This is a genomic window from Achromobacter sp. 01N37 (genome assembly GCF_056399725.1).
In genome coordinates, this window is record NZ_JBFTRX010000024.1 from 1 (window position 1) to 25322 (window position 25322).

Annotated in this window: 21 protein-coding genes; 1 reads left to right on the plus strand and 20 read right to left on the minus strand. The window is 64.2% G+C overall.

Annotation, left to right across the window (positions count from 1 at the left end):
• The 5 genes from AC1DSJ_RS29045 to AC1DSJ_RS29065 all read right to left on the minus strand — a co-directional run.
• Positions 1 to 675: DUF6708 domain-containing protein (locus AC1DSJ_RS29045; RefSeq protein ID WP_476760446.1), on the minus strand; the 675-nt coding region annotated here is incomplete at its 3' end.
• Positions 676 to 873: 198 nt separating this feature from the next.
• Positions 874 to 1818 (minus strand): DUF6708 domain-containing protein, encoded by a 945-nt coding sequence (locus tag AC1DSJ_RS29050; protein WP_175168692.1) that lies wholly within the window; start codon positions 1816 to 1818, stop codon positions 874 to 876.
• Positions 1805 to 4648 carry a toxin VasX gene (locus tag AC1DSJ_RS29055; protein WP_441372448.1) on the minus strand — a complete coding sequence of 948 codons (2844 nt, stop codon included), beginning with the start codon at positions 4646 to 4648 and terminating at the stop codon, positions 1805 to 1807. The genes AC1DSJ_RS29050 and AC1DSJ_RS29055 overlap by 14 nt, the downstream gene beginning before the upstream one ends.
• Before the next feature lie 10 nt (positions 4649 to 4658).
• Positions 4659 to 5591, minus strand: a complete 933-nt coding sequence (locus AC1DSJ_RS29060) for a hypothetical protein (RefSeq protein WP_441372449.1) — start codon at positions 5589 to 5591, stop codon at positions 4659 to 4661.
• A 252-nt stretch (positions 5592 to 5843) separates the two neighbouring features.
• Entirely contained in the window at positions 5844 to 6788 is a 945-nt protein-coding gene (locus AC1DSJ_RS29065) for a LysR family transcriptional regulator (RefSeq protein WP_054426833.1), read from the minus strand.
• 138 nt (positions 6789 to 6926) lie between these two features.
• Between AC1DSJ_RS29065 and AC1DSJ_RS29070 the strand changes: the two genes are divergently transcribed.
• Complete coding sequence (locus tag AC1DSJ_RS29070) at positions 6927 to 8630, plus strand: thiamine pyrophosphate-dependent enzyme (RefSeq protein ID WP_441372450.1); 1704 nt, start codon at positions 6927 to 6929, stop codon at positions 8628 to 8630.
• An 18-nt stretch (positions 8631 to 8648) separates the two neighbouring features.
• Here AC1DSJ_RS29070 and AC1DSJ_RS29075 read toward each other — a convergent pair whose 3' ends face one another.
• The 15 genes from AC1DSJ_RS29075 to AC1DSJ_RS29145 all read right to left on the minus strand — a co-directional run bounded on the left by AC1DSJ_RS29075 (position 8649) and on the right by AC1DSJ_RS29145 (position 25269).
• Positions 8649 to 9401: a class II aldolase/adducin family protein gene (locus AC1DSJ_RS29075; RefSeq protein ID WP_441372451.1), complete on the minus strand. Its 753-nt coding sequence runs from the start codon at positions 9399 to 9401 to the stop codon at positions 8649 to 8651.
• A gap of 16 nt (positions 9402 to 9417) precedes the next feature.
• Entirely contained in the window at positions 9418 to 10434 is a 1017-nt protein-coding gene (locus tag AC1DSJ_RS29080; protein WP_441372452.1) for a Bug family tripartite tricarboxylate transporter substrate binding protein, read from the minus strand.
• A gap of 242 nt (positions 10435 to 10676) precedes the next feature.
• The gene (locus AC1DSJ_RS29085) at positions 10677 to 12176 is read right to left on the minus strand and encodes an aldehyde dehydrogenase (protein WP_441372453.1); all 1500 of its coding nucleotides are present in this window, start codon (positions 12174 to 12176) and stop codon (positions 10677 to 10679) included.
• Entirely contained in the window at positions 12173 to 13423 is a 1251-nt protein-coding gene (locus AC1DSJ_RS29090) for a Zn-dependent hydrolase (RefSeq protein ID WP_342065550.1), read from the minus strand. Before AC1DSJ_RS29090 ends, AC1DSJ_RS29085 begins: the two co-directional genes overlap by 4 nt.
• A gap of 14 nt (positions 13424 to 13437) precedes the next feature.
• Positions 13438 to 15159 carry a thiamine pyrophosphate-binding protein gene (locus AC1DSJ_RS29095; RefSeq protein ID WP_342065549.1) on the minus strand — a complete coding sequence of 574 codons (1722 nt, stop codon included), beginning with the start codon at positions 15157 to 15159 and terminating at the stop codon, positions 13438 to 13440.
• Entirely contained in the window at positions 15156 to 16085 is a 930-nt protein-coding gene (locus AC1DSJ_RS29100) for an HpcH/HpaI aldolase/citrate lyase family protein (protein ID WP_175168700.1), read from the minus strand. The genes AC1DSJ_RS29095 and AC1DSJ_RS29100 overlap by 4 nt, the downstream gene beginning before the upstream one ends.
• Positions 16082 to 17365 (minus strand): TRAP transporter large permease, encoded by a 1284-nt coding sequence (locus AC1DSJ_RS29105; RefSeq protein ID WP_054426825.1) that lies wholly within the window; start codon positions 17363 to 17365, stop codon positions 16082 to 16084. Before AC1DSJ_RS29105 ends, AC1DSJ_RS29100 begins: the two co-directional genes overlap by 4 nt.
• A gap of 4 nt (positions 17366 to 17369) precedes the next feature.
• Positions 17370 to 17849 (minus strand): TRAP transporter small permease, encoded by a 480-nt coding sequence (locus AC1DSJ_RS29110; protein ID WP_427216593.1) that lies wholly within the window; start codon positions 17847 to 17849, stop codon positions 17370 to 17372.
• Positions 17849 to 18790: a TRAP transporter substrate-binding protein gene (locus tag AC1DSJ_RS29115; RefSeq protein WP_425286119.1), complete on the minus strand. Its 942-nt coding sequence runs from the start codon at positions 18788 to 18790 to the stop codon at positions 17849 to 17851. Before AC1DSJ_RS29115 ends, AC1DSJ_RS29110 begins: the two co-directional genes overlap by 1 nt.
• Before the next feature lie 118 nt (positions 18791 to 18908).
• The gene (locus tag AC1DSJ_RS29120) at positions 18909 to 20057 is read right to left on the minus strand and encodes a YncE family protein (RefSeq protein WP_441372454.1); all 1149 of its coding nucleotides are present in this window, start codon (positions 20055 to 20057) and stop codon (positions 18909 to 18911) included.
• Positions 20054 to 20863, minus strand: coding sequence for an ATP-binding cassette domain-containing protein (locus tag AC1DSJ_RS29125; protein WP_441372455.1), 810 nt, complete (start codon positions 20861 to 20863; stop codon positions 20054 to 20056). The genes AC1DSJ_RS29120 and AC1DSJ_RS29125 overlap by 4 nt, the downstream gene beginning before the upstream one ends.
• Positions 20860 to 21870: an ABC transporter ATP-binding protein gene (locus AC1DSJ_RS29130; protein ID WP_441372456.1), complete on the minus strand. Its 1011-nt coding sequence runs from the start codon at positions 21868 to 21870 to the stop codon at positions 20860 to 20862. Before AC1DSJ_RS29130 ends, AC1DSJ_RS29125 begins: the two co-directional genes overlap by 4 nt.
• Positions 21871 to 21874: 4 nt before the next feature.
• On the minus strand, positions 21875 to 22747 hold the full coding sequence (locus AC1DSJ_RS29135; RefSeq protein ID WP_441372457.1) for an ABC transporter permease: 873 nt from the start codon (positions 22745 to 22747) through the stop codon (positions 21875 to 21877).
• Positions 22744 to 23661 (minus strand): ABC transporter permease, encoded by a 918-nt coding sequence (locus AC1DSJ_RS29140; protein ID WP_054426818.1) that lies wholly within the window; start codon positions 23659 to 23661, stop codon positions 22744 to 22746. Before AC1DSJ_RS29140 ends, AC1DSJ_RS29135 begins: the two co-directional genes overlap by 4 nt.
• Before the next feature lie 102 nt (positions 23662 to 23763).
• The gene (locus tag AC1DSJ_RS29145) at positions 23764 to 25269 is read right to left on the minus strand and encodes an ABC transporter substrate-binding protein (RefSeq protein ID WP_441372458.1); all 1506 of its coding nucleotides are present in this window, start codon (positions 25267 to 25269) and stop codon (positions 23764 to 23766) included.
• Between the last annotated feature and the right edge of the window lie 53 nt (positions 25270 to 25322).

Below are 25322 nucleotides of genomic sequence, written 5' to 3' on the forward strand. Positions count from 1 at the left end.
GTACGGCACGTTGTACTGGATAAAGGCCTCAACGCTGTCTGGAAATGCATTAATGAGCAGCCAACCAAACGAGAGCGGAATGGTGAGGGGTGCCTTGAACATGCCGTAGGGCTTCGCCAGCGTACGACGCAGACCTGCATACCAGTCTCGGTAGGGTTGTTGGGTCTCTTGCCAGCGGCTCTGTCGTGGTGGCAGCGGCGGGGGCTTGGGCAGGCCCGCTGGGCCTCGTTCCATGAAGACTTGCAAATAGGACCAGAGGGTCTTGGCCGAACGGTCTCCATCAAATAGACCGAGATTGCCGCATGCCGCACAGATTTCTGTCGGCGGTTCCATGCTGTAGTCCACCCCGATGAGATACAGCGGATGCCGGCTCGCATAGCCACTTGCAGACACAATGGGAACGTACCCTGCCAGGGCTTCCAGTTGATCCCAGTCAAGTATGTGCAGACGCTTCTGGCGCGGATAGATGAAGTAGAGTTTGCGGGTGCCTCGGTGGATACGAATAAAGGCGCCACGGCTCCGATGAGCACCGCTGGCTATGTAAAAAATGAAGGCCATACCCGTCGATACTGGCAGCCCTGTGAGCATACCAAAGACTGTATCAGCCTCAATGGTTGCGGGGCCGATGGCTAATACGCCCAATACAAAGACAATGACGAAAATGAGGATGGACATGCCAATGTACCCAACGGCTCCGCTATGCGTGTAATTTGCATAGGTTTCAAGCTCGACACATCGGTCGTTAACCCGTCGCACCCCATCGGGTTGAGGGGGTTCTCCCTTGGGCCGATCTCGATACAGAGGCGTTCCACCAAAGCGCGAGCTGTTTGGCAGACGCTTGATCACATTGTCTGTCCTATCCACGGCGGTACTTCATGGCTCAATGCGCTCCCCGTTCACGCGGATCACCGGTCTGCGCTTCTCGTCAAAGCCGCACAACTTGTCGATTTCCTTTGGGAACTGTGCGTACGGCACGTTGTACTGGATGAAGGCCTCGACGCTGTTCGGAAATGCGTTGATGAGCAGCCAGCCCAGCCAGAGCGGAATGATGAGGGGGGCTATGAACATTCCATAGGGCTTCGCCAGTTGGCGGCGCAGGCCTGCATACCAGTCCCGGTAGGGTTGTTGGGTCTCTTGCCAGCGGCTTTGTCGTGGTGGCAGCGGCGCGGGCTTGGGCAGGCCCTCTGGGCCTCGTTCCATGAAGACTTGCAAATAGGACCAGAGGGCCTTGGCCGAACGGTCGCCGTCAAATAGACCGAGATTGCCGCATGCCGCACAGATCTCGGTCGGCGGGTCCATGTTGTAGTCCACGCCAAAAAGGTACAGCGGGTGTCGGCTGGCATAGCCACTTGCAGACACAATGGGAACGTACCCTGCCAGGGCTTCCAGTTGATCCCACTCAAGTATGTGCAGACGCTTCTGGCGCGGATAGATGAAGTAGAGTTTGCGGGTGCCTCGGTGAATGCGAATAAAGGCGCCACGACTCCGATGAGCACCGCTGGCTAGGTAAAAGATGAAGGCCATACATGGCAAGGCTGGAGACCAGGCGACCAAAATTACTATGACCTCAACATCAACGTTTGCTAGTCCAACAGCGAACAAGCTAGCTAGAAATGTAGCGATGCTCACAATGATGGACATGCCGATAAAACTTGCTGTTCCGCTTTGCGTAAAGTTTGCATAAGTTTCAAGTTCGACACATCGGTCGTTAACCCGTCGCACCCCATCGGGTTGAGGGGGTTCTCCCGTGAGCCGATTTCGATACAGAGGCGTTCCACCAAAGCGCAGGCTGTTTGGTAGACGTTTAGTCGCGGACATTATTTGGTGCTCCAACGGGTTCTAGCTTGGCTGAATCAATCGGCTTCGTGAACCAGCCACTTGATGTGAACACCAATGGCGTCGGCGCGTGGGGTTGAAGCAATGCCAACCCAGGTTGTTGTTCAGGGTCAGGAAAGTACAGATACTCCAATGCCACTTGGGTGTCCTCATGCATTTGAATCGCCCAGCCACATTCTCTGCCGGTACCGCCTAACGGAGTGACCAAGTATTCAAGTCGATAGTCGATGGGGCTGGTGCCCGTGGCATACGCAATAGGCCCGTGGACTTGCGTAAGCTTGTTGCCCCGGAGGGTTAAGGCCAGCTTGGTTTGAAATCTATCCCCAGGCATGTCGTTGATGCCGGGCAACTGGCAACTGATGCGAAGGGTTCCCACCGAATACCCAAAGGATTGATCCCATTCAGGAGTCAGCCTGGGGCGATAGTACAAACTATGAACGGCATCCAACTCCTCGCGATTGGTGTAGTGACGACTGTCCACTCCCCAAGCGCTATGTTTGAGCCATATTTCCACGGGACCGTGTTTGGCCATATCCGCGCCGAACGCAAACCCAATGACAAGTACGACGGCGACACCTGCAACAACTGCCCAGCCCAACGGAGTGAGCCCAAGCACCGCAACGGCTGCCCCTCCCCCAGAAATAGTTGCTGCTACGGCCGAACCGCCAGCCCAGGTCGCGACCGCCAGCGCGCCGCCAGCGAGGGCGGCGCCAAGCAGCATTCCTCCTTGTTGCGGATTGTTGTCACTAAATGCACTGATTGCTCTTATTGAGTCTGCAATGGCTGCGAGTCCAGCCCCTCCTGCTCCGAAGACGGCAACCCCCCATTTTGAAGCATGGATTCTCATGCTTGTCGCCAAGGCCGTATTCCCGCGCCCCCCTGCGCCAATTGCAATAGCGGTTGAGCCAATTTCTATACCAGCCCCGACTACGGCACTGATAGCCCCACCTAAGCTGCCAGCATTGGCAGCAGATGTTTTAAGTTGCTTGAAATCCGTCCAGGCATTGCTCAGCCCCGTCAACGCCAGAAAGCCCCCCAGTCCAGTGAAGAGATGCCCGCCAGGCCCTCGCAGCCGGTTCAGCATATTGATGAAAGGATTCCCTTCCATCTGTATAGCCCGAGGCGCAGGCAACGCAGCCCGATCAGCCGGCACCTCATCAAGTTCTCGGTATGTGGTCTCACCAACCTTGACCCAGTCGTACACCAAAACACGAGTAAGCACGTCAGTCTGATTGACTTTCGGAGACGGAATTTTCCAGCCCTGCGAGCGCTCGGCACCTAGCGTTTGATAGCCTTGGAATTCATAGGCGGCGCGCTGCAAATCCACCAAACTTATGTCGTATACAACGATGGTTGCGTTGGCTCGGATCTCCATCACGTGTCGCAGACGTCGTACCAGTACGTCCGCTTGCTTTGCCTGCGGTAACACCTGCAGCAATCCAATTAACGCATTGGTGGCGGGAGTGATGACATGCTCTTCCAAAAACTTGTCCATGACGTCGAACATGTTTTTGGCGATATAACCGGCACTGGACTTCAACCGGGCCAACAGGATTTCGCTGCCATTGGCAAGTGCGAGCCAATAGGGGCTCTTGTCTGCGGGCTTGGCGATCAAGTCGCCTAGGACTTGCGCCCCGTCCTTCGTATGAACCAAGCCGCCCACGCACTGGAAGACGGCATTCTCATAGTCGCGTGCGTTGTGGATCACGCCAAGATCAAAGCAACTCAGCGCCTTGCCCAACAGCTTCTCTTGGCCGATGAGCTGCACCCAGGCGATGGAATCGTTCACCGCCGTGGCGATGGTTTTCTCAAACTCCTTGATCTTCTTGGAGTAGGTATCGGGAAACAACGTCGCGCCGGCATAGTTCACAAGATTTCTTTGCTTGGCCAGGGCCTTGGCCAAATCGGGGGAGCTGGCAGCCTGCTTCTTCATGGCCTCAAAATAGTTGGTAATGAGCATCCCGCTCTGCAACTTGTGCGCATTTTGCCCGGCATACTTGGTCTTCCTTGCTACCGCCTCTGTGACGAGATAGTGCAGTTCACTTGCCATTCCGATGGGATCTTGCAGCGCAACCGCCAAAGGCGTGATATCCAAACGTGGGCGTAGTTCGATGTACATATTGCCCAAGATGTTGTTGTGGTTTGGAACTACCGCTGAGAACCGAATCTCGCTCCAGCCATAGTGCATGGGAGTGCCGTACACCGCGGGTGGAACCAGCTCAGGGGTGGCATTGCCAAGCAACGCGGCATTGAAGGCGTGCTTCTGCTCAGCACCTCCCGCAGGCTTGATCTTGACGGCCAGCGTATCCCGCAGCCCGTCCTTGTTCGTTTCGATATCCCAAAGCGTGCGATGCGTAAGCAACGTATCACTTACCATCAGGTAGATGCTCTCTGCGGTCTTGCTGTCTGGTGCTAGCAGGAAGGACTGGGCGCCCACGGTGTCGGGGCGAGCCTGCCGGCCCGGGGTCGCGTCGGTTTCATCGGGACGGCTCCACCAGATACGAGCAAATCGTACGTCCTCGGTAACTTGATAGTGCTGCGTCCACATGCGGTCGTTTTCGAAATAGCAGAGGTAGACGTAGGTGCCTGGACGCAGCACACGCAGGCCGTAGGCCTTGCCTGAGGTGAGCGCGGGGTAGCCCTCAGTACCCAGTGTGGGGAATACGCCTTTATCCAGGGCCTTATCCGCGACGCCGTAGCGTAATGGGTAGACAGGAATGCACGTCTGACACGGTGGTGGCGAGATAGCTTTACCCAGTTGTTTCTCATTGGGACGATCCGGGCCGAGTGCGATTTTGTAAGTCGTGGTCATGCATCTTCCCTCAAGGCATGGTGGGGGCTAGAGCCGCCAGCCGCGCTTCGGCGTCAGTCAACCGCTGTTTCCCCTTTACCTGTCGGTTGACCAAGATGTCGCGCAACGCCCCATCCTTGGTAAAGCTCTCCTGTGAATATCGAAAGCGCAGTTCCATGTAGTGGCGAACGTCGCGTTCTGTGGCTAGCCCCAGTTGATCGGTAGCCTCACGGGCGAACAGGTGTAGATGCCGCCAGAGCACGGATTCATTTTCCGGACGGCCGTACGCCGGGAAGCGTTGACGAAAGTCGCGTGCACAGTCGCGCATGAACCACGCGAGGCTGGCTTGGCCAAGCGCAGCCTCATCGTTCGCGGTCAACGCGATGGGGCCTTCCGTTATCCACGAAGTCAGAGCGGATACCGGGGCATCGGCAAACAGCCAATCGCCCGACTGCGTATCACCTGCGCACCAGATAAAGCGCTGAATGGGGCCGAACAGCTTTGATAGTTGATCCGCTGGCAACCCTTCACAGAGTTCTTCGAGGGGGCGCGCGGCATGGAGGCTGAAACCGACCGGAAAGCCATCAGCTCCCGTCAGCTGGTGCAAGTGCTGAAGATGAGCGATGAGGCTGGCTTCATGATCGGGGCCTAGCAGGATCAATCCCGCGTGCTGGTGAAGCCAGTGATCGAGCGCGACGGTGAAGAGCGGCTCGTCAAGGGGCACCAACAACGGTCCCTCACGATAGTCTGGAGAACCATATTCCCAGGGGGTGTCGCGCCACACCCAACGATAGTCAAAACGCTTGGTTATCTTCAGCAGGTCTTGTTCAAGCGTTTCGCTGTGTGCTCCGCTTAGCCAAAGCCAAGGGCGTGCACCTTGTGGCAGCGCGGCCCAGGACATGTCGGGCAGTGCATTCACCACTTGACGCGACCAGTCGGGTTGATCGGACGCGGTGTCCATCATGCCGCTATCGTATGGCTTGGAGCGTTGAACGCAGCGTCGAGTATCCGCTGGATGGTGAGGGACAGGACGTCAGATAGTGAAGACATGGCGTGCTTCTGGGGAGGACGGACCTTGGCGGTCGTCCGTGGCATCAATTGGCGATGACCACTTTTAAAAGCAACTGCCAGAGCTGGTAAATAAGAACAGTCGGATAAGTGTGTGAGATAGATCTCAAACGTCCGTTTCTTACCGTGCGGAGCGCTGTTGGTGGACTTACTTGCCCACCATCCGCATCCCCCCGCAATACGGCTCCGCCGCTGTCATTTCCCCCAGCACGTCCCGCAACATACCCTGCACGATCTTCACCGCCTGCGTCGTCGGCCGGCTGGCCGCCGTGGCGAGCATCAGGCGGGTGGACAGGCCGGGGTGGGTGATGCGGCGGATGACGAGCGTGCCGGCTGCGACTTCGCGGGCGACGGCGGGCAGGCCCAGCACGGTGTGGGCCATGCCGGTTGCGACGAGGTCTTTCATCAGCTCAAGCGCGTCCATTTCAAATGCGATGTTCAGCGGCATGTCTGCTTGCGTGGCCGCGTGTTCCAGTGTGCGGCGCAGGCCGTGGTTGCGGGTGGGCAGCACCAGCGGCAGGTCACGCAGTTGATCGAAACGGATGGAGCGCATTGCACGCGCGGCGGGCGACAGGTTTTGCGGGGGCGACACCAGCGCCAGGTCCAGCTCGGCCAGCGGGTCGACTGCGATGTGTTGCGAGCGCCGCGCGTCGTGCAGCACGGCGATGTCGACGCGGGCATTGGTCAGCCATTCAAGCACGTAGCCGCTGTAGCCCGTGATGATGTTGAGCTGGATACGCGGGTGCTGCTTCCACACTTCCGCCACCAGCCGCGCGCCGACCATGTGCGACAACGTGGGCGTGAGGCCCAGCGTGACCTGGCCTGATGGCGACTTCTGGTCGTTGTGGAATTCGGTGACAACGTGGTCCATCTGCCGCAGCAGGGGGCGCAAACGTTCAAGCAGTTTTTCGCCATCGGGCGTGAGCGACACGCCGCGCCCATTGCGGTAGAGCAGCGCGCAGCCGCATTCGTCTTCGAGCTTTCTGACTTGCCGGCCCAGCGCCGATTGGGCAATGCCCAGCACCGAGGCCGCCTTGGAAAAGCTGCCCTGATCGGCAACGTGGATCAGGTTTTCGATCTTGCGTAAGTCCATCCCGGGTCCGTGGCGGGCGAGGGCGCCGCTGTCTCTCGTGTGCGTTTCTTGTATATCTGATTGCCAGAGTATGCCTAGTTGGCCCCGGGTTGCCAATCTAGAATTTCCGGGAGCCAACCCTTATTTTCTGATCCCTCCATGACTGTTTCCGCCGAATCGAACACGTCCGCCCACGCCTTGCTGAAGGTGTTTTCCGCCAACGGCGTCGACCGCGTTTTCCTGGTGCCGGGTGAAAGCTATCTGGGCGTGCTGGATGCGTTGTACGACTTTCCGCAGATGGATGTGGTGACGTGCCGCCATGAAAGTGGCGCCGCGTTCATGGCGGGTGCCGATGCGCGGCTGACGGGGCGGCCCGGCGTGGTCATGGTGTCGCGCGGGCCGGGGGCAACGAATGCGTCCATTGGCGTGCATGCCGCGCAGCAGGATGCAGTGCCGATGATTCTGTTGATCGGCCAGGTGCCAAAGAAGGACGTGCGCAAAGAGGCCTTCCAGGAGATCGACTACCAGAAGATGTTTGGGTCGATGGCCAAGTGGGTGGTTGAGGTCTCCACGCCAGAGGAACTGGCGGCGGCGGCGTTCAAGGCGATACGCGTGGCCACGTCTGGCACGCCGGGGCCGGTGGTGATGGTGGTGCCGGAAGACGTGCAGCAGGCGGCGGTGCCGCAGCCGGGCTGGGTGGCCGCGCCTGACAGCCCCGCCCAACCGGCGCCCGTGACCTTGGCGCGCGTGCAGGCGCTGCTGGCGCAAGCGCGGCGGCCGCTGATCATTGCGGGCGGCGCGTTCAATCGCCCGGATGGGCGCGATGCGCTGCGCCGGCTGGCCGAACGGCACACGATTCCGGTGGTGGTGTCGTTTCGCCAGCATGACGTCTTTCCGAATACGCACGCCTTGTACGCGGGGGATCTGGACCTGGCCACGTCCACCGCGCAAATCGATGCCTTCAATTCCAGCGACCTGATTTTGGCGCTGGGCACGCGGCTGGGCGACATCACAACGCAGGGGTATGCGTTTCCCGGCTATCCGAAACCGTCGCAGGCGCTGGTGCACTGTTATGACGATCCGCACATCGTGAACCAGCACTTTGCCGCCGATGTCGGGCTGGTGGCGGACCCGGTGGCCACGGCGCACGCGCTGGCGCAGTTGCCCACGACGGCGCGCGAACACGGCCACGCCCGTGACGATTGGGCCGCATCGTTGCGCAGCGTTCAGCAGCGCACGGCCGCGTGGCCGAACCCGCAAGTGGAAGACGGCGTGCCGTTTGTGCAGGTGGTGCGCGCGTTGACGGAGCAGGCGCCCAATGACGTGGCGATCTGCCTGGATGCCGGCACCTTTGCCGCGCCGGTGTACCGGCATTTTCCGTTCGTGTATCCGCAACGGCTGATGGCGTCGCAGTCGGGGGCGATGGGTTATGGCACGCCCGCCGCCATCGCCACGCAGTTGCGGCACCCCGACCGCAAAGTGGTGTGCCTGGTGGGCGACGGCGGCTTCATGATGACGGGTAACGAGATGGCGGCCGCCGCCGAGCGTGGGCTGCCCATTTTGTTCATCGTGTCGAACAACAATTGCTATGGGTCGATCCGGCTGCATCAGGCGCGCACGTACCCGGGCCGCTATGTGGGCACGAACCTGTCCAGCCCGGACTTCGCCATGATGGCGCGCGCGTTTGGCATGGCAAGCGAAACCGTGACGCAGAGCGATCAAGTCAGCGCGGCCATCGCGCGCGGGTTGGCGGCTGCCGGCCCGTACTTTGTGGAAGTGCGGACCAGCTTGGCGGCGATTCTGCCCAAGGGCGTGAGTCATGACGCGGGCGTGGACTTGGCGCCGCGCACGGGCCTGGTGTAAGTCCGCGGCATCACCGCATCACAGCTTGTATCCCGGGTCCTTGCGATCCATCAGCCGCAGCATCGCCGGCCATTCCAGTTCACCGAACGGGCGGCGCGTGGTGGGCTGGTATAGATGCCACGTCTTTTCAATCACTTCCGGCGGCGGCAGGCACAGTTCGCGGTTGGCGCTTAGTGCATCGACTTGCGCCTTGCACGCCATCTCCAGCCAGTACAGCGTGTTGAACGCCTGCGCAATGGTCGGCCCCACGGCCAGCAGGCCGTGGTTGCGCAGGATCATCGCTTCGGACGCGCCCAGGTCCGCCACCAGGCGGCTGCGTTCGTCCAGGTCGATAGCCACACTTTCGTAGTCGTGATACGGAATCTTGGCGAAGCGCATGGCGGTTTGCGTCAGCGGCAGCAGGCCGCACTTAAGCGCCGACACCGCCATGCCCGCGCGCGTATGTGTGTGGATGACGCAGCCCACGTCGTGGCGCACGCCGTGCACCGCGCTATGAATCACATAGCCCGCTGCGTTGATGCCGTAGCCGGTGGACGACTCACCCAATAGGTTTCCCGCAAGGTCGATCTTGACCAGATTGGAGGCCGTGATTTCGTCGTACATCATGCCGTAGGGATTGATCAGCAGGTGATCATCCGTATCGGGGATGCGGGCGGTGATGTGGTTGTAGATCAGGTCGCTCATGCCAAAGTGCGACACCAATCGGTAGCAGGCGGCCAATTGGACGCGGGTGTCCCATTCTTGCGGGCTCATGTCGGAGGATGCATGCATCGTTGCCGTTTCCTGTTCAGTCGGTGGCTTTGACATTGAATTCGCGGACCACATTGCCCCACGATTCATATTCGTTTTTCATCATGACGCCGAAGTCGGCGGGCGTGGCCGTGGTGCGCACCTGCGCGCCCAGGTCGGCAAGCTTGTCGCGGACCGCGGCGTCGGCCAGCACGGTATTCATCTCTCGCGACAGCCGGGTCTGGATGGCGGGCGGGATGCCGGCCGGGGCAATCAAGCCCAGCCAGGCGCCCATATCAAAGCCTGGGTAGCCCTGTTCGGCCACAGTCGGCACGTCGGGCAGCATGGCGACGCGCTCTGGCGTGCTGACGGCCAGCGCCTTCAGGCGCCCCGACTTCACCATTGCCAGCGACGACACCATCGTATCGAAGGTGGCGGTGGTGCGGCCGCCGACAATGTCAGTCTGCGCCTGGCTGCTGCCCTTGTACGGCACGTGCACCATCGTGGCGCCCGCCTTGGACAGCAACACCGACGTCACCAGATGGCTGGTGGTGCCGATGCCCGTGGTGGCGTAGGTGAGCTGATCGGGCTTGGCCTTGGCGGCGGCCAGGAATTCCTTCAGGTTGTGGGCGGGGTTGTCGGGGTTGACGACAAACAGGTACGGCAGCCACGTGATCAGGCCGATGGGCGCAAAGTCCGTGCGCGCGTCGTAGTTCAGGTTGCGGTAGACGTGGGGGTTGATGGCTTGCGGGGCGGACGCGCCGATCATCAGCGTGTAGCCGTCGGGCTTGGCGCGCGCGCCCAGGCCCGCCGCGATGGACCCGCCTGCGCCGGGCTTGTTTTCAACGATGAACTGTTGGCCCATGCGTTGGGCCAAGCGTTCGGCCAGCATGCGGGCGACGGTGTCGGTTGCGGTGCCGGGCGGAAAGCCCACCAGGATGGTGACGGGCTTGGTGGGGTAGGCCGAGTCCTGGGCCTGCGGTTGCGCTGGGGCTGCGGTTTGCGCTTGCACAGCGCTCGCCAAGGCCACCGCAAGCGGCGCGGCCAGCAGCAGCGCCTGTAAGGGATTGCGCATCGTGTTGTCTCCAATCATTGTTCTGATGGCGGGACAGCGCTGGCGCCAGCCCGCATCGGGGCGGGCTCCTCTTGGTGGTTCTTTCCTGGTGGTTCTCTTATTGCTGCTAACCGCCCCGATGCCGCCTACGGTGGCACAAGGGCGGGCGGGCTTCAATGGCCTGAACGGCCAAGCAGATCACGCGAAATGGCAAGGCGGACCTTGAACGTTCAAGGTCCGCCTTGTGGCATCGCATCACACCGTCAGACGGTCAGACTGATCCAGGTCGTCTTCAAGTCCGAGTACTTGTCCAGCGCATGCAGCGACTTGTCGCGGCCGGAGCCCGACTGCTTCACGCCGCCAAACGGCACGGTGATGTCGCCATCGGCATAGCAGTTGACCCAAACCAGCCCCGCGCGCAGCCGGCGCGACAAGCGATGCGCGCGCGACAGGTTGGCCGTCCATAGCCCTGCGCCCAGGCCGTAGACCGAATCATTGGCCAGTTCGATGGCTTCGTCTTCGGTGGTGAAGCGTTGCGCCGCCAGGACCGGGCCGAAGATTTCTTCGCGCACCAGCGCGGAGTCTTGGCTGGCGCAGTCGAAGATGGTGGGCTCGATGTAATAGCCGCCCGTGGCGCTGCGGGCCTGCTTGCCGCCCAGGCGCAACGTGGCGCCGTCGGCCTGGCCCGCCGCGATGCGAGCCAGCACGCCTTGCATCTGGCGTTCGTCAACCATCGCGCCCATGGCGGTGGCCGGGTCCAGCGGGTCGCCGGGTTGCAGCGTGGCGGCAAAGGTCGCGACCTTGTCCATGAACGCGTCGTAGATGCCGTCCTGCACGTACAGGCGCGAGCCGGCGATGCAGACTTCGCCCTGGTTCGAGAAGATGGCAAGCGCTGCGGCTTGGGCAGCGCGGTCCAGGTCGGGGCAATCGTCGAACACGATGTGGGGCGACTTGCCGCCGCATTCCAGCCAGACGCGCTTCAGATTCGATTCGCCGGAATACGTCATGAAGCGCTTGCCCGTGGCGGTGGACCCGGTGAAGGCCACGCAGTCCACGTCCGGATGCAGGCCCAGCGCTTGCCCGGCCACCGCGCCCAAGCCCGGCACCACGTTGAAGACACCGGCGGGAATGCCCGCTTCGGTGGCCAGCGCGGCCAGACGGATGGCGGACAGCGACGCTTGTTCGGCGGGCTTCAAGATGACGCTGTTGCCCGCGGCCAGCGCAGGCGCCACTTTCCAGGCCGCCATCATCAGCGGGTAGTTCCACGGCACCACGGCGGCCACCACGCCCAACGGTTCGCGGGTGATCGTGGCCAGCGCGTCGGGGCCGGTCGGCGCGATCTCGTCGTAGATCTTGTCGATGGCTTCGGCGTACCAGGCGTAGCAGCGGGCGGTTTCTGGCACGTCAAAGGCCAGCGCGTCGCGGATGGGCTTGCCCATGTCCAGCGTTTCCAGCAGCGCCAATTCCTCGGTGTGCTGGTCGATCAGGGCGGCCAGACGCAGCAGCCGCGCCTTGCGTTCGCGCGGGGCCAGCTGGCTCCAGACGCCGGCTTCAAACGCGCGGCGGGCGGCGGCCACGGCGCGGTTCACATCGGCCTGCCCGCACGCCGCCACGTCGGCGAGCTTGCGGCCGTCGATGGGGCTGGACGCGGGAAAGGTGGCGCCATCGGCCGCGTGGCAATAGGCGCCGTCGATATAGGCCTGGCCGTTGAAGGCCAGGGCGGCGGCACGGGCGTGCCAATAGGCGGAATCGTGTTGGCTCATGCGGGGGCTCCCAAGTGGTTGGCGCGCGCGACCATGGCGTCCAGCAGCACGTTGCAGCCAGCTTCCAGGTCCGCCGGTTTGGCGTCTTCGATTTCGTTGTGGCTCACGCCGTCTTTGCACGGCACGAAGATCATGGCGGTGGGCGTGACGCTGGCCATGTAGACGGCGTCGTGGCCGGCGCCCGTCACGATGTCCATCGCGGCCAGACCCCGGCGGGTGGCGCCGTCGCGCACCTTGCCGACCAGGTCCGTGTCAAACGGCGTGGGCGGGAAGTACTGCACCTGCTTCACGTCCACAGTGACGCCGTGACGTTCGGCGACTTCCGTGCAGGCCGCCAGCCAGCGCGCGTCCATCTGCGTCAGCGTGGCTTCGTCTTCGTGGCGCAGGTCCACGGTAAAACGCACTTGGCCCGGGATGACGTTGCGTGAGCCGGGGTGGGCGTGGATTTCGCCCACCGTGCCGCGGCCGTGCGGCTGGTTGTCGTTGGCGATGCCAATCACCGATTGCAGCAGGAAGGTGGTGGCGTACAGCGCGTCGCGGCGGATGGGCATCGGCGTGGGGCCGGCATGCATTTCCATGCCGGTGACCACCACGTCGTACCAGCGCACCCCCAAGGAACCCGTCACCACGCCGACCACTTTTTCTTCGTGCTCAAGAATGGGGCCTTGCTCGATGTGGGCTTCGAAGTACGCGCCTACCGGGCGGCCGCCGACCGGGTCGGCGCCGGCATAGCCGATGGCGGCCAGCTCGTCGGCCACCGATTTGCCGTCGTGGTCGCGCGCGTTCAGCGCCACTTCCAGCGGGAATTTGCCGGCGAACACGCCGGAGCCCATCATCACGGGCAGAAAGCGCGAGCCTTCCTCGTTCGTCCAGATGGCCACTTCCAGCGGCGCCTCGGTGACGACGCCGTGGTCGTTCAGGCTGCGCATGACTTCCAGGCCCGCCAGTACGCCGTAGCAGCCGTCGAACTTGCCGCCGGTGGGCTGGGTGTCGATATGGCTGCCGGTCATGACGGGCGGCAGGTCATTGTTGCGGCCGGCGCGGCGGGCGAAGATGTTGCCCACCTGATCCACCCGCAGCGTCATGCCGGCATCGCGCATCCAGCCGGTGACCAGATCGCGGCCCTGGCCGTCCAGCGCGGTCAGCGCCAACCGGCAGTTGCCGCCCTTGGGGGTGGCGCCGATTTGCGCCAGATCCATCAGCGACTGCCACAGCCGCTGTCCGTTGATTGAAATCGTCGTTGTCATGGCGTGGGGTCCTGTCAGTGGCCGGGTTTGTCATTGCGGGCGATGCGCGCCTGCGCGGCTTCGCGGATGCCCATCAGGGTTTCGCCCGGCGCGATGCCGTTGGCGTCGTAGCGGATTTCCAGCAGCGCGGGCAGGCTGTTTTCATTGGCATACGCCAGCGCGCGTTCAAAGGCGGGGCCGAACGCGTCGGTGCTTTCCACGGCTTCGCCATAGCCGCCGTAGCCGCGAATGATTTGCGTGAAGTCGGGGTTCTCAAAACCCAACGCGATGGTGCGTGCGGGGAACTCGCGTTCCTGGTGCGCGCGGATCGTGCCCCAGATGCCGTTGTTGAACACCAGCACCACGACACCCAGCTTGTACTGCAACGCCACGCCGAGCTCCTGCATGTTCATCTGGAAGCAGCCGTCGCCTGCGTAGCAGACTACCGTGCGCGCGCGGTCTTCCAGCTTGGCGGAAATGGCGGCGGGCAGGCCGTAGCCCATCGAACCCACCGTGGGCGTCAGGCTTGTGCCGGGGCCGGTGTAGCGGCGGTAGCGGTGCGGGTACAGCGCGTAGTTGCCCGCACCCACGGTGATGCAGGCGTCCGCAGGCACGTGCGCGTCGACATAGGCGGCGGCCGCGTCCAGACTCATGGGGCCGGGCGAGGGCAGCGGCGTCAAGCTGTCGGCCAGTTCCTGATGGGCGGCGCGAACGGCTTCGGCACGGGGCGTGGCGTGGCCGGGCGCCAGGTCAGCCACGCTGGCGGCGAAGCTGGCCACGTCGGCCACAATGGCCTGCGTGGGCGAGAACACGCGGCCCAGTTCGGCGGCGTCCGGGTAGACGTGAATCAACTTTTGGCGCGGCAGCGGGCTTTCAATGACGGTATAGCCTTCGGTCGTGGCTTCGCCCAGACGCGTGCCTACGGCCAGGACGAGGTCGGCGTCACGCAGGCGCTGGCGCAAGGCGGGCGTCATGGCCCAGCCGACGTGGCCCGCGGCGTTGGGATGGCGCTGGTCGAAACATTCCAGCCGGCGCCAGGCGGTGCCGACCGGCAGCTCGAAGCGTTCGGCGAAGCCGGCGATCTGGTCGATGGCGGTTTGATGCCAGCCATTGCCGCCCAGCAGCAGGAAGGGGCGTTCGGCGGCGTTCAGCAACTGCGTCATGCGCGCAAGGTCGGCCGCGCCGGGGTGGCTGTGCACGCGCGGGTAACGCGGCAGGTCCGCCACGCGGGCGGTGCCCCACAGCGTGTCTTCCGGCAGCGCCAGCACCACCGGGCCGGGCCGGCCGCTGGTGGCGACAGCAAAGGCGCGCGAAATGAATTCGGGGATGCGGTCGGTGCGATCGATCTGCGCCACCCACTTGGCCATCTGGCCGAACATGCGGCGGTAATCGATTTCCTGGAAGGCTTCGCGCTCCATGAAGTCGTTGCCGACCTGGCCCACGAACAGGATCATCGGCGTGGAATCCTGGTACGCGGTGTGCACGCCGATGCTGGCGTTGGTGGCGCCGGGGCCACGCGTGACGAAGCAGATGCCGGGCTCGCCCGTCAGCTTGCCATAGGCCTCGGCCATATAGGCCGCGCCGCTTTCCTGACGGCAAACGATGGGCTCGATGGCGTCGGTGTGCTCGTTTAACGCATCGATGCAGGGCAGATAGCTTTCACCGGGAATCATGAACACGCGGCGCGCGCCATGGATGCGCAATTGCTGCATCAGGATCTGACCGCCATTGCGTTCGGGAATTGCGGCTGACGTCATGCGGAGTCTCCTTGTTGCGGGACGGCCTGCGCGCGGCGCTCGGCGGCCCATCGTTCGAATTGGTCGTGGCGCGCCAGCAAGCGGCGCGCGGTGTTGTAAGTGGGGGGATCGATGCGTTCGGCGTCGTGGCGGCCGGCGCGCTGGGCCTCGAAGCGGGCCACGCGGTCGCGTGCCGCGTCCACGTCGTCGGCGGACGGCGTGAATACCGCGTGAATCAGCGGCACCTGCTCGGCCACCGTGGCGCATTTGGACTTCAGGCCCAGGCGGCGCGCCCAGCGCAGGTCGGTTTCCAGCGCGGGCAGGTCGCGGTAGTTGAACGGGCAGTCGATCGGCACGCAGCCGGCGGCGGTGCAGTCCACCAGGAAGCGGGCGCGCACGGCGTGCAGTTCAATGCCGTCCTTGCCGCGCTCGGCACCCAGGCTGGCCGTCAGGTCTTCGGCGGCCAGCAGGCAGGCGGACACGCGCGGGCTGGCGGTCAGGATGTCATAGGCGCGCACCAGCCCCAGCGCCGATTCCAGCGTAGGCACGATTTCGGTGCTGCCGGCGGGCAACCCGAGTTCGGATTCGAGCGCGCTGATGGCCGCGTCCAGCGCCACGATCTGCGCGGCGCTTTCGGCGTGCGGCAGAAATACCGCATCCGGCGCGCCGGGCATCACACCGCGCAGGTCAGCCAGGCCATCGTCTTCCAGCTTGTTGATGCGCACAGCCGCCACCACGCCCTGCGCACGGCAGGTGGCGAACAGCGCGGCGATGCGCGGGCGGGCGGCCGGCCGTTCGACGGGCGCGGTGAACTCTTCCAGGTCGGCCACCAGCGCGTCCGTGCCGCTGGCCAGGCCCGCGGCCTGCGCAGCCGCGTCCATGCCCGGCACGAACATCCAGCTGCGCCGCAGCGCGGGGGGACGGCGAAACGTTGAAGTGTGGGTCATTGCACATGCCTCGGCAGGAACAGCACCAGTTCAGGAACAAAGGTCAGCAGCAACATCACGGCGGTCATGGCCAGCATCATCCACGACAGCGGGCGCAGCGTCTGCATCATGTTGATGCCGCCAATCTTGCAAGCGGCCATCAAGTCCACCCCGACCGGCGGCGTATTGGCGCCGATGGCCATGTTGATGGACAGCAGAATGCCGAAATGCACCGGGTCGATGTTGTAGTGTGCCAGCACCGGCATCACGACGGGCGCCACGATGATGATGACGGGAATGGCTTCCATGAACGTGCCCAGCAGCAGCAACACCACGGTCAGCACCAGCAACACGGCCGTTTTGCTGTCGGTCCACTCGACGAGCAAGGTGGACAGCGCCTGCGGCACCTGTTCGGCCACCAGCACCCAGGCGAACAGGCCCGATGCGCCGATGATCAGCAGGATGGACGCGCTGCTTTCGCCGGTGGACTTCAGGTTGTCCCACAGCGATTTCAGGCTTAGCGTGCGATACCAGAAGAAGCCGATCAGCAAAGCGTAGACGATGGCGCTGGAGGCGGCTTCGGTGGCGGTGAAGATGCCAAAGCGGATGCCGCCGATGATCAGCACGGGCACCATCAGCGCGGGCAGCGCGTCGATGGCGGCGGCGCGCAGTTCGCCCCACGAGAACGGCTGGCCGCCGGCCCAGTTGTGCTTGCGCGATTGCCAGATGGCCACGCCAATCAGCGACAGGCCCAGCAAAATGCCGGGGATGATGCCGGCCACGAACAGCTTGCCCACCGACGTGTCGGTGATGGTGCCGTACACGATCAGCACGATGCTGGGCGGAATGATGGTGGACGTGGCGCCCGCGCTGCCCACCAGCGCGCACGAAAAGCCCTTGTCGTAACCGCTGCGCGCCATGGCGGGCAGCAGCAGGCTGCCGATGGCGACCACATCCGCCACGCCCGAGCCCGACAACGCGCCGAACATCAGGCAGGCCAGCACGGCCACCACGGCCAGGCCGCCCTTGATGTCGCCCACAATGGCGGCGCACAGGCGCACGATGCGCTGGGTCAGGCCCGCGCCGTTCATCAATTGCGCGGCCAGGATGAACAGCGGAATCGCCAGCAGCGTGAAGCTGTCCAGCCCCACCACGTACTGCTGCGCCGCCACCATCATTGGCGCGGAGTCATAGACCGCCAGATACGCCAGGCACGACAACACCAGGCCAAAGGCGATAGGCATGTCGATCAGCACCGTGATCGTGAACACGCCCATCAGAAAGAGAGCACCCGAAGACATCTTGTTAATCCTTTGCCACGGCGGGGGCGGGTGAGAACAGCTGCGCCACATGCACGACGATGGTGATCGCGCACGCAAACGGCAGCGCCAGATAGACCGTGCCGGCAGACACGTCCAGCGCGGGCAGCGTCTGGTCCATGGTCAGGTCGGCCAGTTGCCAGCCGGCATAACCCAAGGCCGCCAGGCCGACGATGATCAACGCCTGGTTCACGCGTTCCACCGCGTTCAGCACGCGCGGGCTGCGCACGAAGAAGGGCAAGAGGCCGGCCATGAGGTGAGAGCGGTCATGGCTGCACGCCACGCCGCCAATGAAGGCCGACCACACCAGCACCAGCCGCGGCAATTCCTCGGCCCAATGCGGCGTGGTGTGCGTGACGAAGCGGGCGAACACCACGTAAGAAATCAGGATCGCCAGCAAGGCCACCGCCACGGCGGCGAAGGCCTTGCTGATGCCCGACAGAATGGCGGACAGTCGGTTGAGCATTACTGGGCCTCGCGGTACTTCTGCACAATCGCCATCAGCTCGGGGCCGTAGGTGACCGAATAGGTCTTCCACACCGGCTGCACGGCGGCGGCGAAGGCGGTCTTGTCGACCTCGTTGACCTGCATGCCTTTCTCTTTCAGCTGGGCCACGAATTGCTGGTCGCCATCGGTGATCATCTTGCGCTGGGCGTCGCGCCACTTGTCGGCGGCGGCTTGCACCACCTTCTTGTCATCGGCCGAAATGCGGTTCCAGACCGGCTTGGAGATGATCAGGTTGGCCGGGCCCCAGACGTGGCCGGTAAGCGACAGATACTTCTGCACTTCAAAGAACGACGACGTGTAGATGATGGACAGCGGGTTCTCTTGCGCGTCGAACACCTTCTGTTGCAGCGCGGAGTACAGCTCGCCAAAGGCCAGCGGGGCCGGGTTGGCGCCCAGCGCGGTGAAGGTGTCCAGGCGCATCTTGTCCGGCGTGACGCGGGTCTTCAGTCCGGTCAGGTCGGCGGGCTTGGCAACCGCACCACGGTTGTTGGTCACATGGCGGAAGCCGTTTTCCCACCACGAAATGATGGTCAGGTTCTTTTTGTCGGCCAGCTTGGCCAGCGCCTCGCCCAGCTCGCCGTCATAGGCCTTGTAGGCCTGTGCGGACGACGACCACGTGTACGGCAGTTCCACCACGCCGAACTTGGGTTCGATGGGCTGCAACGAACCCGAGCCGATGATGGCCGCGCCCTGGCTGCCAATCTGCAAGCCTTCCAGCATGGTCTTTTCATTGCCCAGCTGGCCGCTGGGGAACAGCACGAAGTTGACGCGGCCGGCGGTTTTTTCTTTGACTTCGGCGGCGAAGCCTTCGGCGGCCTTGTTCCAGCTATGGCTGGGCGCCAGCACGTGGCCCAGCTTGATGTCCAGGGCATGGGCCGACAGCGGCGCAAGGCCGGCCATGGCAACAAACGCGCCGCCGATCAGGGCGCGGAAGGTTTTGGGGGCGTGGATCATGAGGTAACTCCAGATGCAAAAAGGGGAAGGTGGAATAGCGGTCATTGGCGGGGTGCGGCCCCGCTCAGTAGGATTGCGCCCGCATGGAAGCGGGGTGGCCGGGTAGCGGGATGCGCGTGCCGGTATCGGTCAGGCCGTTGTCTCCCACGGCCAGCACCTGCAGGGTTGCGTCAAGGAAATTGCCCACGTACAGATAGCGGCTGTCGGGGCTGAACGCGATGCCTTCGGGCAAGGCGCCAACGCCGATGGCGCCCGCGCGCGTCACGCGCTTGCCGTCGATGCGCAGCAGCACGATCTGGCCATGGGGGTGATGGAACCATTCGGAAGAAGGGTTGTTCGAGCCCTGCACGATGGCGACCGCGGCGTGGCGGCCGTCGGGGCTGATGGCGATGCCCTCGGGGCCGTCTTCCACCATCACGCGGTCGATCACGCGCGGCGGCGTCGCCAGAAGATCCACCACGCTGATCGAATCCGCGTGGCCGTCGGACGCCGTGGGGCTGCCCATGTCCACCACCAGCGCCAGGGCGCCGTCGGGCGACACCACCAGGTTGAAGGGCACCAGGCCGGTTGTCAGGTCTTCGGCGGGGTCGTGCGTGACGCGCGGCGTGGGGCCGCTTTCATCGATGTGCAGCACGGCGAGCCGATGCGTATCCGTCTTGACGGCAAAGGCGCGGCGGCCATCGGCCGCGAATGACACGGCGACCACCGCCGTGCCCAGGTCGACTTCACCGCAGACCTCAACGCGGCCATGGCTGATCGTCAACACCGACACCGACTTGCCCGCCTTGTTCGCCACCAGCGCCAGCGTGCCTGCGCGGTTGATCGACAGGCCCGACGGCTGCAAGCCCACTTGCAGCGTCTGCACAATGGCGGGCGGCGTTGCGGTCAGGTCCACCACGTACAGGTCTCGGCCGGGCGTGGGCTGCCAGCCTGTGCCGTCAGCGCGCGCGGGCCACGCCATGGAATCGGCGACGAGCGCCAGACGCTGGTCCGGCGTCACCGCCAGATTCACGGGCGGGCCGAACAGCGAGTTGGGCAGGGGGATCGTCGCGACCAAGTCGGGTGCGGCCGGGTTGGCGGCGGCGTCGAACAGGCTAAGCGTGTCGTGGCCGGGCGGCAGAAAGCGGATGTGGCCGTCGTCCCAGGTGACTTTTTCGTCGTTGCCAACCAGCAGGAAGTGCGGCGCGGCTGTCTTTGTCGTGACGGTCGTCATGCAGCCAGCTCCTGCGCTTGCGGCACGGCCAGCGTGGCGCCGATCAGTTGCCGCGTATACGGATGGACAGGCGAAAAATAGACCTGATCCGCCGCGCCGCGCTCGACGATGCGGCCGCCTTGCAGCACCACGATGTCATCGGCAATGTGCTGCACCACCGCCAGGTTGTGGCTGATGAACAGATAGCCCAGGCCGCGATCGCGTTGCAGTTCCATCAGCAGGTTCAGGATCTGCGCCTGCACGGACACGTCCAGCGCAGAGGTCGGTTCGTCGCAGATCAGTAGCTGCGGTTCCAGCATCAGCGCGCGCGCAATCGCCACGCGCTGGCGTTGCCCGCCAGACAGTTCGCGCGGATAGCGGGTGGCGAAGGCAGGCACCAGACCCACGGCGTCCATCATGCGGCGCACGGCCGCGGCTTGCGACGCGGCGTTGCCCATGCCATGCACGCGCAGCGGCGCGGTCAGGATTTCGTTGATGGTGCGGCGCGGGTTCAGCGACGAGTACGGGTCCTGGAACACCATCTGGATGCGGCGGGCGCGGGCGCGCGCAGGCATGGCCGCAAGCGGCTGGCCGTCCAGCAACGCTTCGCCCTGCGTGGGCGCCAGCAGCCCGAGCATCAGCTTGGCGATGGTGGATTTGCCGCTGCCGGATTCGCCGACCAGCCCGATGGTCTGGCCCGCAGGCACATGCAGGTCGATATCGTGCAGGATGCGCGGGGCCGGGCGGCGCGAGAACAAGCTGGCGCGGCCGTATTGAAAGGACAGCGCGTTCAGCCGGATGCTGGCGGACAGGGTGGGGGCGTTCATGCCGGGGCTCCAAGGCGCAGCGCGCCGGGTTTCACGCACAGGCAGCGGTGTTCGCCCTGCGCGCGCGCCGGGAACGGCTGCGCGCAGCGGGCTTCGGCCACCGGGCAGCGTTCGCGGAACGCGCAGCCGCGGATGGCGGTGTCCAGCGACGGCACGGCGCCGGCAATGGTGGGCAGGTCGGTGCGCGGCGCAGTGCGGCCGGGTTGGGGAATGCAGTTCAGCAGCATGGCGGTGTAAGGGTGGCGGGGATGCGCCAGCACCTCGGCCACGCTGCCGCCTTCGACGATGTCGCCCGCGTACATGACGATGACGTGGTCGGCAATGCGCGCCACCAGCCCCATGTCGTGCGAGATGAACACCATGCCCAGCCCGAACTCCGCCTGGATGTCGCGCAGCAGGTCCAGCAGTTCGGCCTGCACGGTGACGTCCAGTGCGGTGGTGGGTTCGTCGGCAATCAGCAGTTCGGGCCCGCACATCAGCGCCATGGCGATCATTACGCGCTGGCGCAGGCCGCCCGACAATTCAAACGGATACTGGCGCATGCGTTCGGCAGGGTTCGTGATGCCAACGCGGCGCAGCAGGTATTCGGCGCGCTCGGCGGCGGCACGACGGCTCACACGCTTGTGGCGGCGCATCACGTCGATCAGCTGCGTGCCAATCTGAAACACGGGGTTCAAGGACGTCATCGGGTCCTGGAAGATCATCGCGATACGCGCGCCGCGCAGCTCGGCCAGTTGGCGCGGGGTTAGCGCGGCCAGATCCTGCCCGGCGAACTCCAGTCGCGTCATGCGGCGGCGCGCGGCGGCGGGCAGCAGGTCAAGCAGCGCCAGCGCCGTCAGCGACTTCCCGCAGCCCGATTCGCCCACGATGCACAGCGTCTTGCCGCGTTCCAGGCTGAAGTCCACCGCGCGCACCACATGCTTGGTGTGCGTGGGGGTGTGGATGTCGATGTGCAGGTTTTCAACGCGCAACAGGGGGTGGGTGATGGCGGTGGTGGTGGCGGTCATGGCGTCAACCCTTTTTCATCTGGATGGCGCGCAGCGTTTCGCCCGCCCGGTTCACGCACAGCACCAGCACGAACAGCACGATGCTGGGGATGACGACCAGCGACGGCTGGAACAGCATGTTTTCCTTGCCCTCGGCAATCATCAGGCCCAGCGATGGCATCGGCGCCGGCACGCCCAGGCCCAGGAATGACAGCGAGGCTTCCAGCGTGATGGCCATGGCGGCATCCACCGTGCCGATGATGAGCAGGTTACCCACCAGGTTCGGCAGGATGTCGCGCCAGATGATTTGCAAATGCGTGCAGCCTTGCAGCCGCGACGCCGTGACGAATTCGGCGTTGCGCAGGCTGGCCGCCATGGTGCGCGCAACCAGCGCGTAGCGTTCCCACAGCAGCAGGCCCAGCACCAGCACGACCACCGTCAGCGATGCGCCTACCACCGACACCACGGCCAGCGCCACCAGGATGATCGGCAGCGCCAGACGCGCGGTAATCAAGAACGACACGACGCGGTCGACCGCGCCGCCGAAGTAGCCGGCGATGACGCCCAACGTGGTGCCAATCAATCCGCCCATCAGCGCAACCGACAGGCCGATCAGCGCCGACACACGCACGCCGTACAGCGCGCGCGCCAGCACGTCGCGGCCCAGTTGGTCGGTGCCAAGAATGTGGTTCCAGTCGCCGCCTTCGGCCCATACGGGTTCCTGCAATCGCGCGAGCAGGTCTTGCGAATATGGGTCGTGCGCAATCAGGTAAGGGCCGATCAGGCCGGCCAGCACCAGCAGGCCCAGCACGATGAACCCCAAGCGGCGGCCGGCGCGCGCCAGGCGGTCGCCGCGCGGAGCGGCAGAAGAGGGGGAAGAAGCGATAGCGGTGCTCATGAGGCGGCTCGCACACGGGGGTCCAGCCAACCGTTGATCAGGTCGGCAACCAGGGTGAGGACGATGTAGATCAGCGCAAAGATCAGGATCAGCGCCTGCATCGTGGGGAAGTCGCCGCGCAGGATGGACGTCCAGGCCAGCAGCCCGGCGCCATTGATGGCGAACACGGTTTCGATGACGACGGAGCCAGCCAGCAAGGTGCCCATCTGCGCCGCCGCCAGCGACACCAGCGGCCGCAACGCGTTGCGCAGCGCGTACTTCAGCACCACGCTGGCGCCGCCCAGGCCCATGGCGCGGGCGGTGCGGATGTAGTCGGTGGCCAGCACGGTTTCCATTTCGGATTTCATCAGGCGCAGCATCGCGGGCATGGCGAACAACCCTAAGGCGACGACCGGCATCACGTAGTGCTTCCAGGTGTCAAAGCCCGAGGCGGGCAGCCACTGGTGGTTCACGCTGAACACGATGATCAAGAGAAACGCCAGACAGAACGGCGGCATCGCTTGCGCGCAGGCCGACAACAGCATGGTGGCGCGATCAATCAGCGAGCCTTTGCGCAAGCCCGCCAGCACGCCCAGCGGAATGGCCAGCAGCAACGCAAAGGCCATGGCCGCCAGACCCAGCTTGGCGGTGGCGGGGAAATGCTGGCCCAGCAATTCGGCCACCGGGCGGCTGAAGTACAGGCTGTCGCCAAAGTCGCCACGGACCACGCCCGTCAGCCAGCGGCCGTACTGCACCAGGATCGGGTCGTCAAAGCCGTGCTGCTGCGACAGCCGGGCGGCGTCCGCCGCGCTGCCTTCACCGGCCAGGCGCGCGGCCGGGTTGCCGGATGCGAACACCAGCGAAAAGCTGATCAGCGACACGAACACCACCAGCAAGGCGGCGACCAGCAATCGGCGAAACAGGAATGTCATCATGGGTCAACCTTTGTCGGCGGGCACCGGCGCGCGCCGTCCCGCCCGGGCGCGTTCGGCGCCCGGACCAGACTGGCACAGCGGCTGGTGCGTTTGCCGCCCGGATCAGTTCCAGGTGGCCTTGTAGAAGCGCGGGAATTCGTCGCCGTCCACCGAGAAATTCAGGTCCTTGGCCTGCACGGCGTTCAGCGAGTGGTTCCACAGCGGCACCCAGTACGCCTGCTCGGCCACGATCTTCTGCGCGGCGGCGTAGTTCTTCGCGCGCAGGTCGCGGTCGACCGACGTATCGGCCGCTTCCAGCAACTTGATGACTTCCGGGTTGCGGGCCTGATCGTCCGGGCCGCCGCGGAAGAAGTTGCTGGTGGACAGCGCCGCATCGGCAATGCCGTACGAGCCCCAGTTGGACGACAGCATGGCGATCTTGCCGTCGCGCCAGTTGGTCATGGCGGTGCCGTATTGCTGTTCAACCAGGTTCACCTTGATGCCGGCTTGCGCCATTTGCGCGGCGGCCGCATCCAGAATGCTGCGCGGCGGCGCCGAGATCACCAGATCCAGCGTGATGCCGTGGGGGTAGCCGGCCGACGCCAGCAATTGCTTGGCGCGGGCGGGGTCGAACTTGTAGGTTTGCACGTCGGCCGAGCAACCGAATTGGGCCGGGTTGCAGGCCGCGTTGATGACCTTGGACGCGCCGCCAACGAGCGCGCGGCGGATGGCTTCGCGGTCGATGGCGTAGTTGATGGCCTGGCGCACTTCCTGCTTGGCCAGCGGCGACTTGCCGTCGTCCATGCGCGGGTTCAGCGAGATATAGCTGATGCGCATGATGCTGCTGCTTTTCACCGTGACGGACGGCGTCTTCTCCATGCGCTTGGCCACGTCCGGCGGCACGCGCCAGATCCAGTCCAGGCCGCCGGACAGCAGTTCGGCGTATTGCGTATTGGCATCGGGCAGCACGCGCACCACCAGCTTTTGCACGGCGGGCTTGGCGCCGAAGTAGCCGTCAAAGCGTTCGTACACGTAGCGGCTGCCGGGCTGGCTGTCGGTCAGGCGGTAGGGGCCGGTGCCAATGGGCTTGGCGCCCATATCGGACTGATTGGCTTCGTAGTACTTGCGCGGGTAGATCGGCAGGTTTTCCGACAGCATTTCCAGCGCCAGCGGGTAGGGCGTCTTCATCTTGATGCGCACGGTGTCGTCGCCGACTTTTTCCGCTTTGGCAATCCACGCCACCTGGTTCTGGAAGCGCGCCTTGAAGGCGTCGGACGACACCAGGTTCAACGTGTACAGCACGTCGTCGATGGTCAGCAGCGAACCGTCGTGAAACTTCACATCGCGGCGGATGGGCAGTTCAATGGTGGTGTCGTCCACGAACTTGTAGCCCGTGGCGATGGCCGGGCCGAACTCGCCCGTGTCCTGATTCTTTTGCAGCAGCCCCGAGAAGACCATGCGCGCCAGCGCCAGGCCGGGACGGTCCGATTCCTTGTACGCGTCCAGCGTGGCGGGCGCCGCGTCGAAGGCGATGTTGAGGGAGTTGTCAGCCTTGTTGGCCTGGGCGGCATGGGCGCCTAGCGCCAATAGCGCCGCGCTCACTAGCTTCACGGTACGGGTCAGCTGCATGTTTTCACCTTGATATGTTTTAAGTATTTGGACTACGGGTAGTACGGGTCTTG

Coding starts and splice junctions, on each gene's coding strand:
- AC1DSJ_RS29080 (WP_441372452.1), bottom strand. CDS start 10,434: ATGCGCAATCCCTTACAGGCGCTGCTGCTGGCCGCGCCGCTTGCGGTG.
- AC1DSJ_RS29090 (WP_342065550.1), bottom strand. CDS start 13,423: ATGACAACGACGATTTCAATCAACGGACAGCGGCTGTGGCAGTCGCTG.
- AC1DSJ_RS29140 (WP_054426818.1), bottom strand. CDS start 23,661: ATGATGACATTCCTGTTTCGCCGATTGCTGGTCGCCGCCTTGCTGGTG.
- AC1DSJ_RS29100 (WP_175168700.1), bottom strand. CDS start 16,085: ATGACCCACACTTCAACGTTTCGCCGTCCCCCCGCGCTGCGGCGCAGC.
- AC1DSJ_RS29055 (WP_441372448.1), bottom strand. CDS start 4,648: ATGACCACGACTTACAAAATCGCACTCGGCCCGGATCGTCCCAATGAG.
- AC1DSJ_RS29115 (WP_425286119.1), bottom strand. CDS start 18,790: ATGGCCGGCCTTGCGCCGCTGTCGGCCCATGCCCTGGACATCAAGCTG.
- AC1DSJ_RS29135 (WP_441372457.1), bottom strand. CDS start 22,747: ATGAGCACCGCTATCGCTTCTTCCCCCTCTTCTGCCGCTCCGCGCGGC.
- AC1DSJ_RS29060 (WP_441372449.1), bottom strand. CDS start 5,591: ATGATGGACACCGCGTCCGATCAACCCGACTGGTCGCGTCAAGTGGTG.
- AC1DSJ_RS29105 (WP_054426825.1), bottom strand. CDS start 17,365: ATGTCTTCGGGTGCTCTCTTTCTGATGGGCGTGTTCACGATCACGGTG.
- AC1DSJ_RS29110 (WP_427216593.1), bottom strand. CDS start 17,849: ATGCTCAACCGACTGTCCGCCATTCTGTCGGGCATCAGCAAGGCCTTC.
- AC1DSJ_RS29050 (WP_175168692.1), bottom strand. CDS start 1,818: ATGTCCGCGACTAAACGTCTACCAAACAGCCTGCGCTTTGGTGGAACG.
- AC1DSJ_RS29065 (WP_054426833.1), bottom strand. CDS start 6,788: ATGGACTTACGCAAGATCGAAAACCTGATCCACGTTGCCGATCAGGGC.
- AC1DSJ_RS29085 (WP_441372453.1), bottom strand. CDS start 12,176: ATGAGCCAACACGATTCCGCCTATTGGCACGCCCGTGCCGCCGCCCTG.
- AC1DSJ_RS29145 (WP_441372458.1), bottom strand. CDS start 25,269: ATGCAGCTGACCCGTACCGTGAAGCTAGTGAGCGCGGCGCTATTGGCG.
- AC1DSJ_RS29095 (WP_342065549.1), bottom strand. CDS start 15,159: ATGACGTCAGCCGCAATTCCCGAACGCAATGGCGGTCAGATCCTGATG.
- AC1DSJ_RS29130 (WP_441372456.1), bottom strand. CDS start 21,870: ATGACCGCCACCACCACCGCCATCACCCACCCCCTGTTGCGCGTTGAA.
- AC1DSJ_RS29120 (WP_441372454.1), bottom strand. CDS start 20,057: ATGACGACCGTCACGACAAAGACAGCCGCGCCGCACTTCCTGCTGGTT.
- AC1DSJ_RS29075 (WP_441372451.1), bottom strand. CDS start 9,401: ATGCATGCATCCTCCGACATGAGCCCGCAAGAATGGGACACCCGCGTC.
- AC1DSJ_RS29070 (WP_441372450.1), top strand. CDS start 6,927: ATGACTGTTTCCGCCGAATCGAACACGTCCGCCCACGCCTTGCTGAAG.
- AC1DSJ_RS29125 (WP_441372455.1), bottom strand. CDS start 20,863: ATGAACGCCCCCACCCTGTCCGCCAGCATCCGGCTGAACGCGCTGTCC.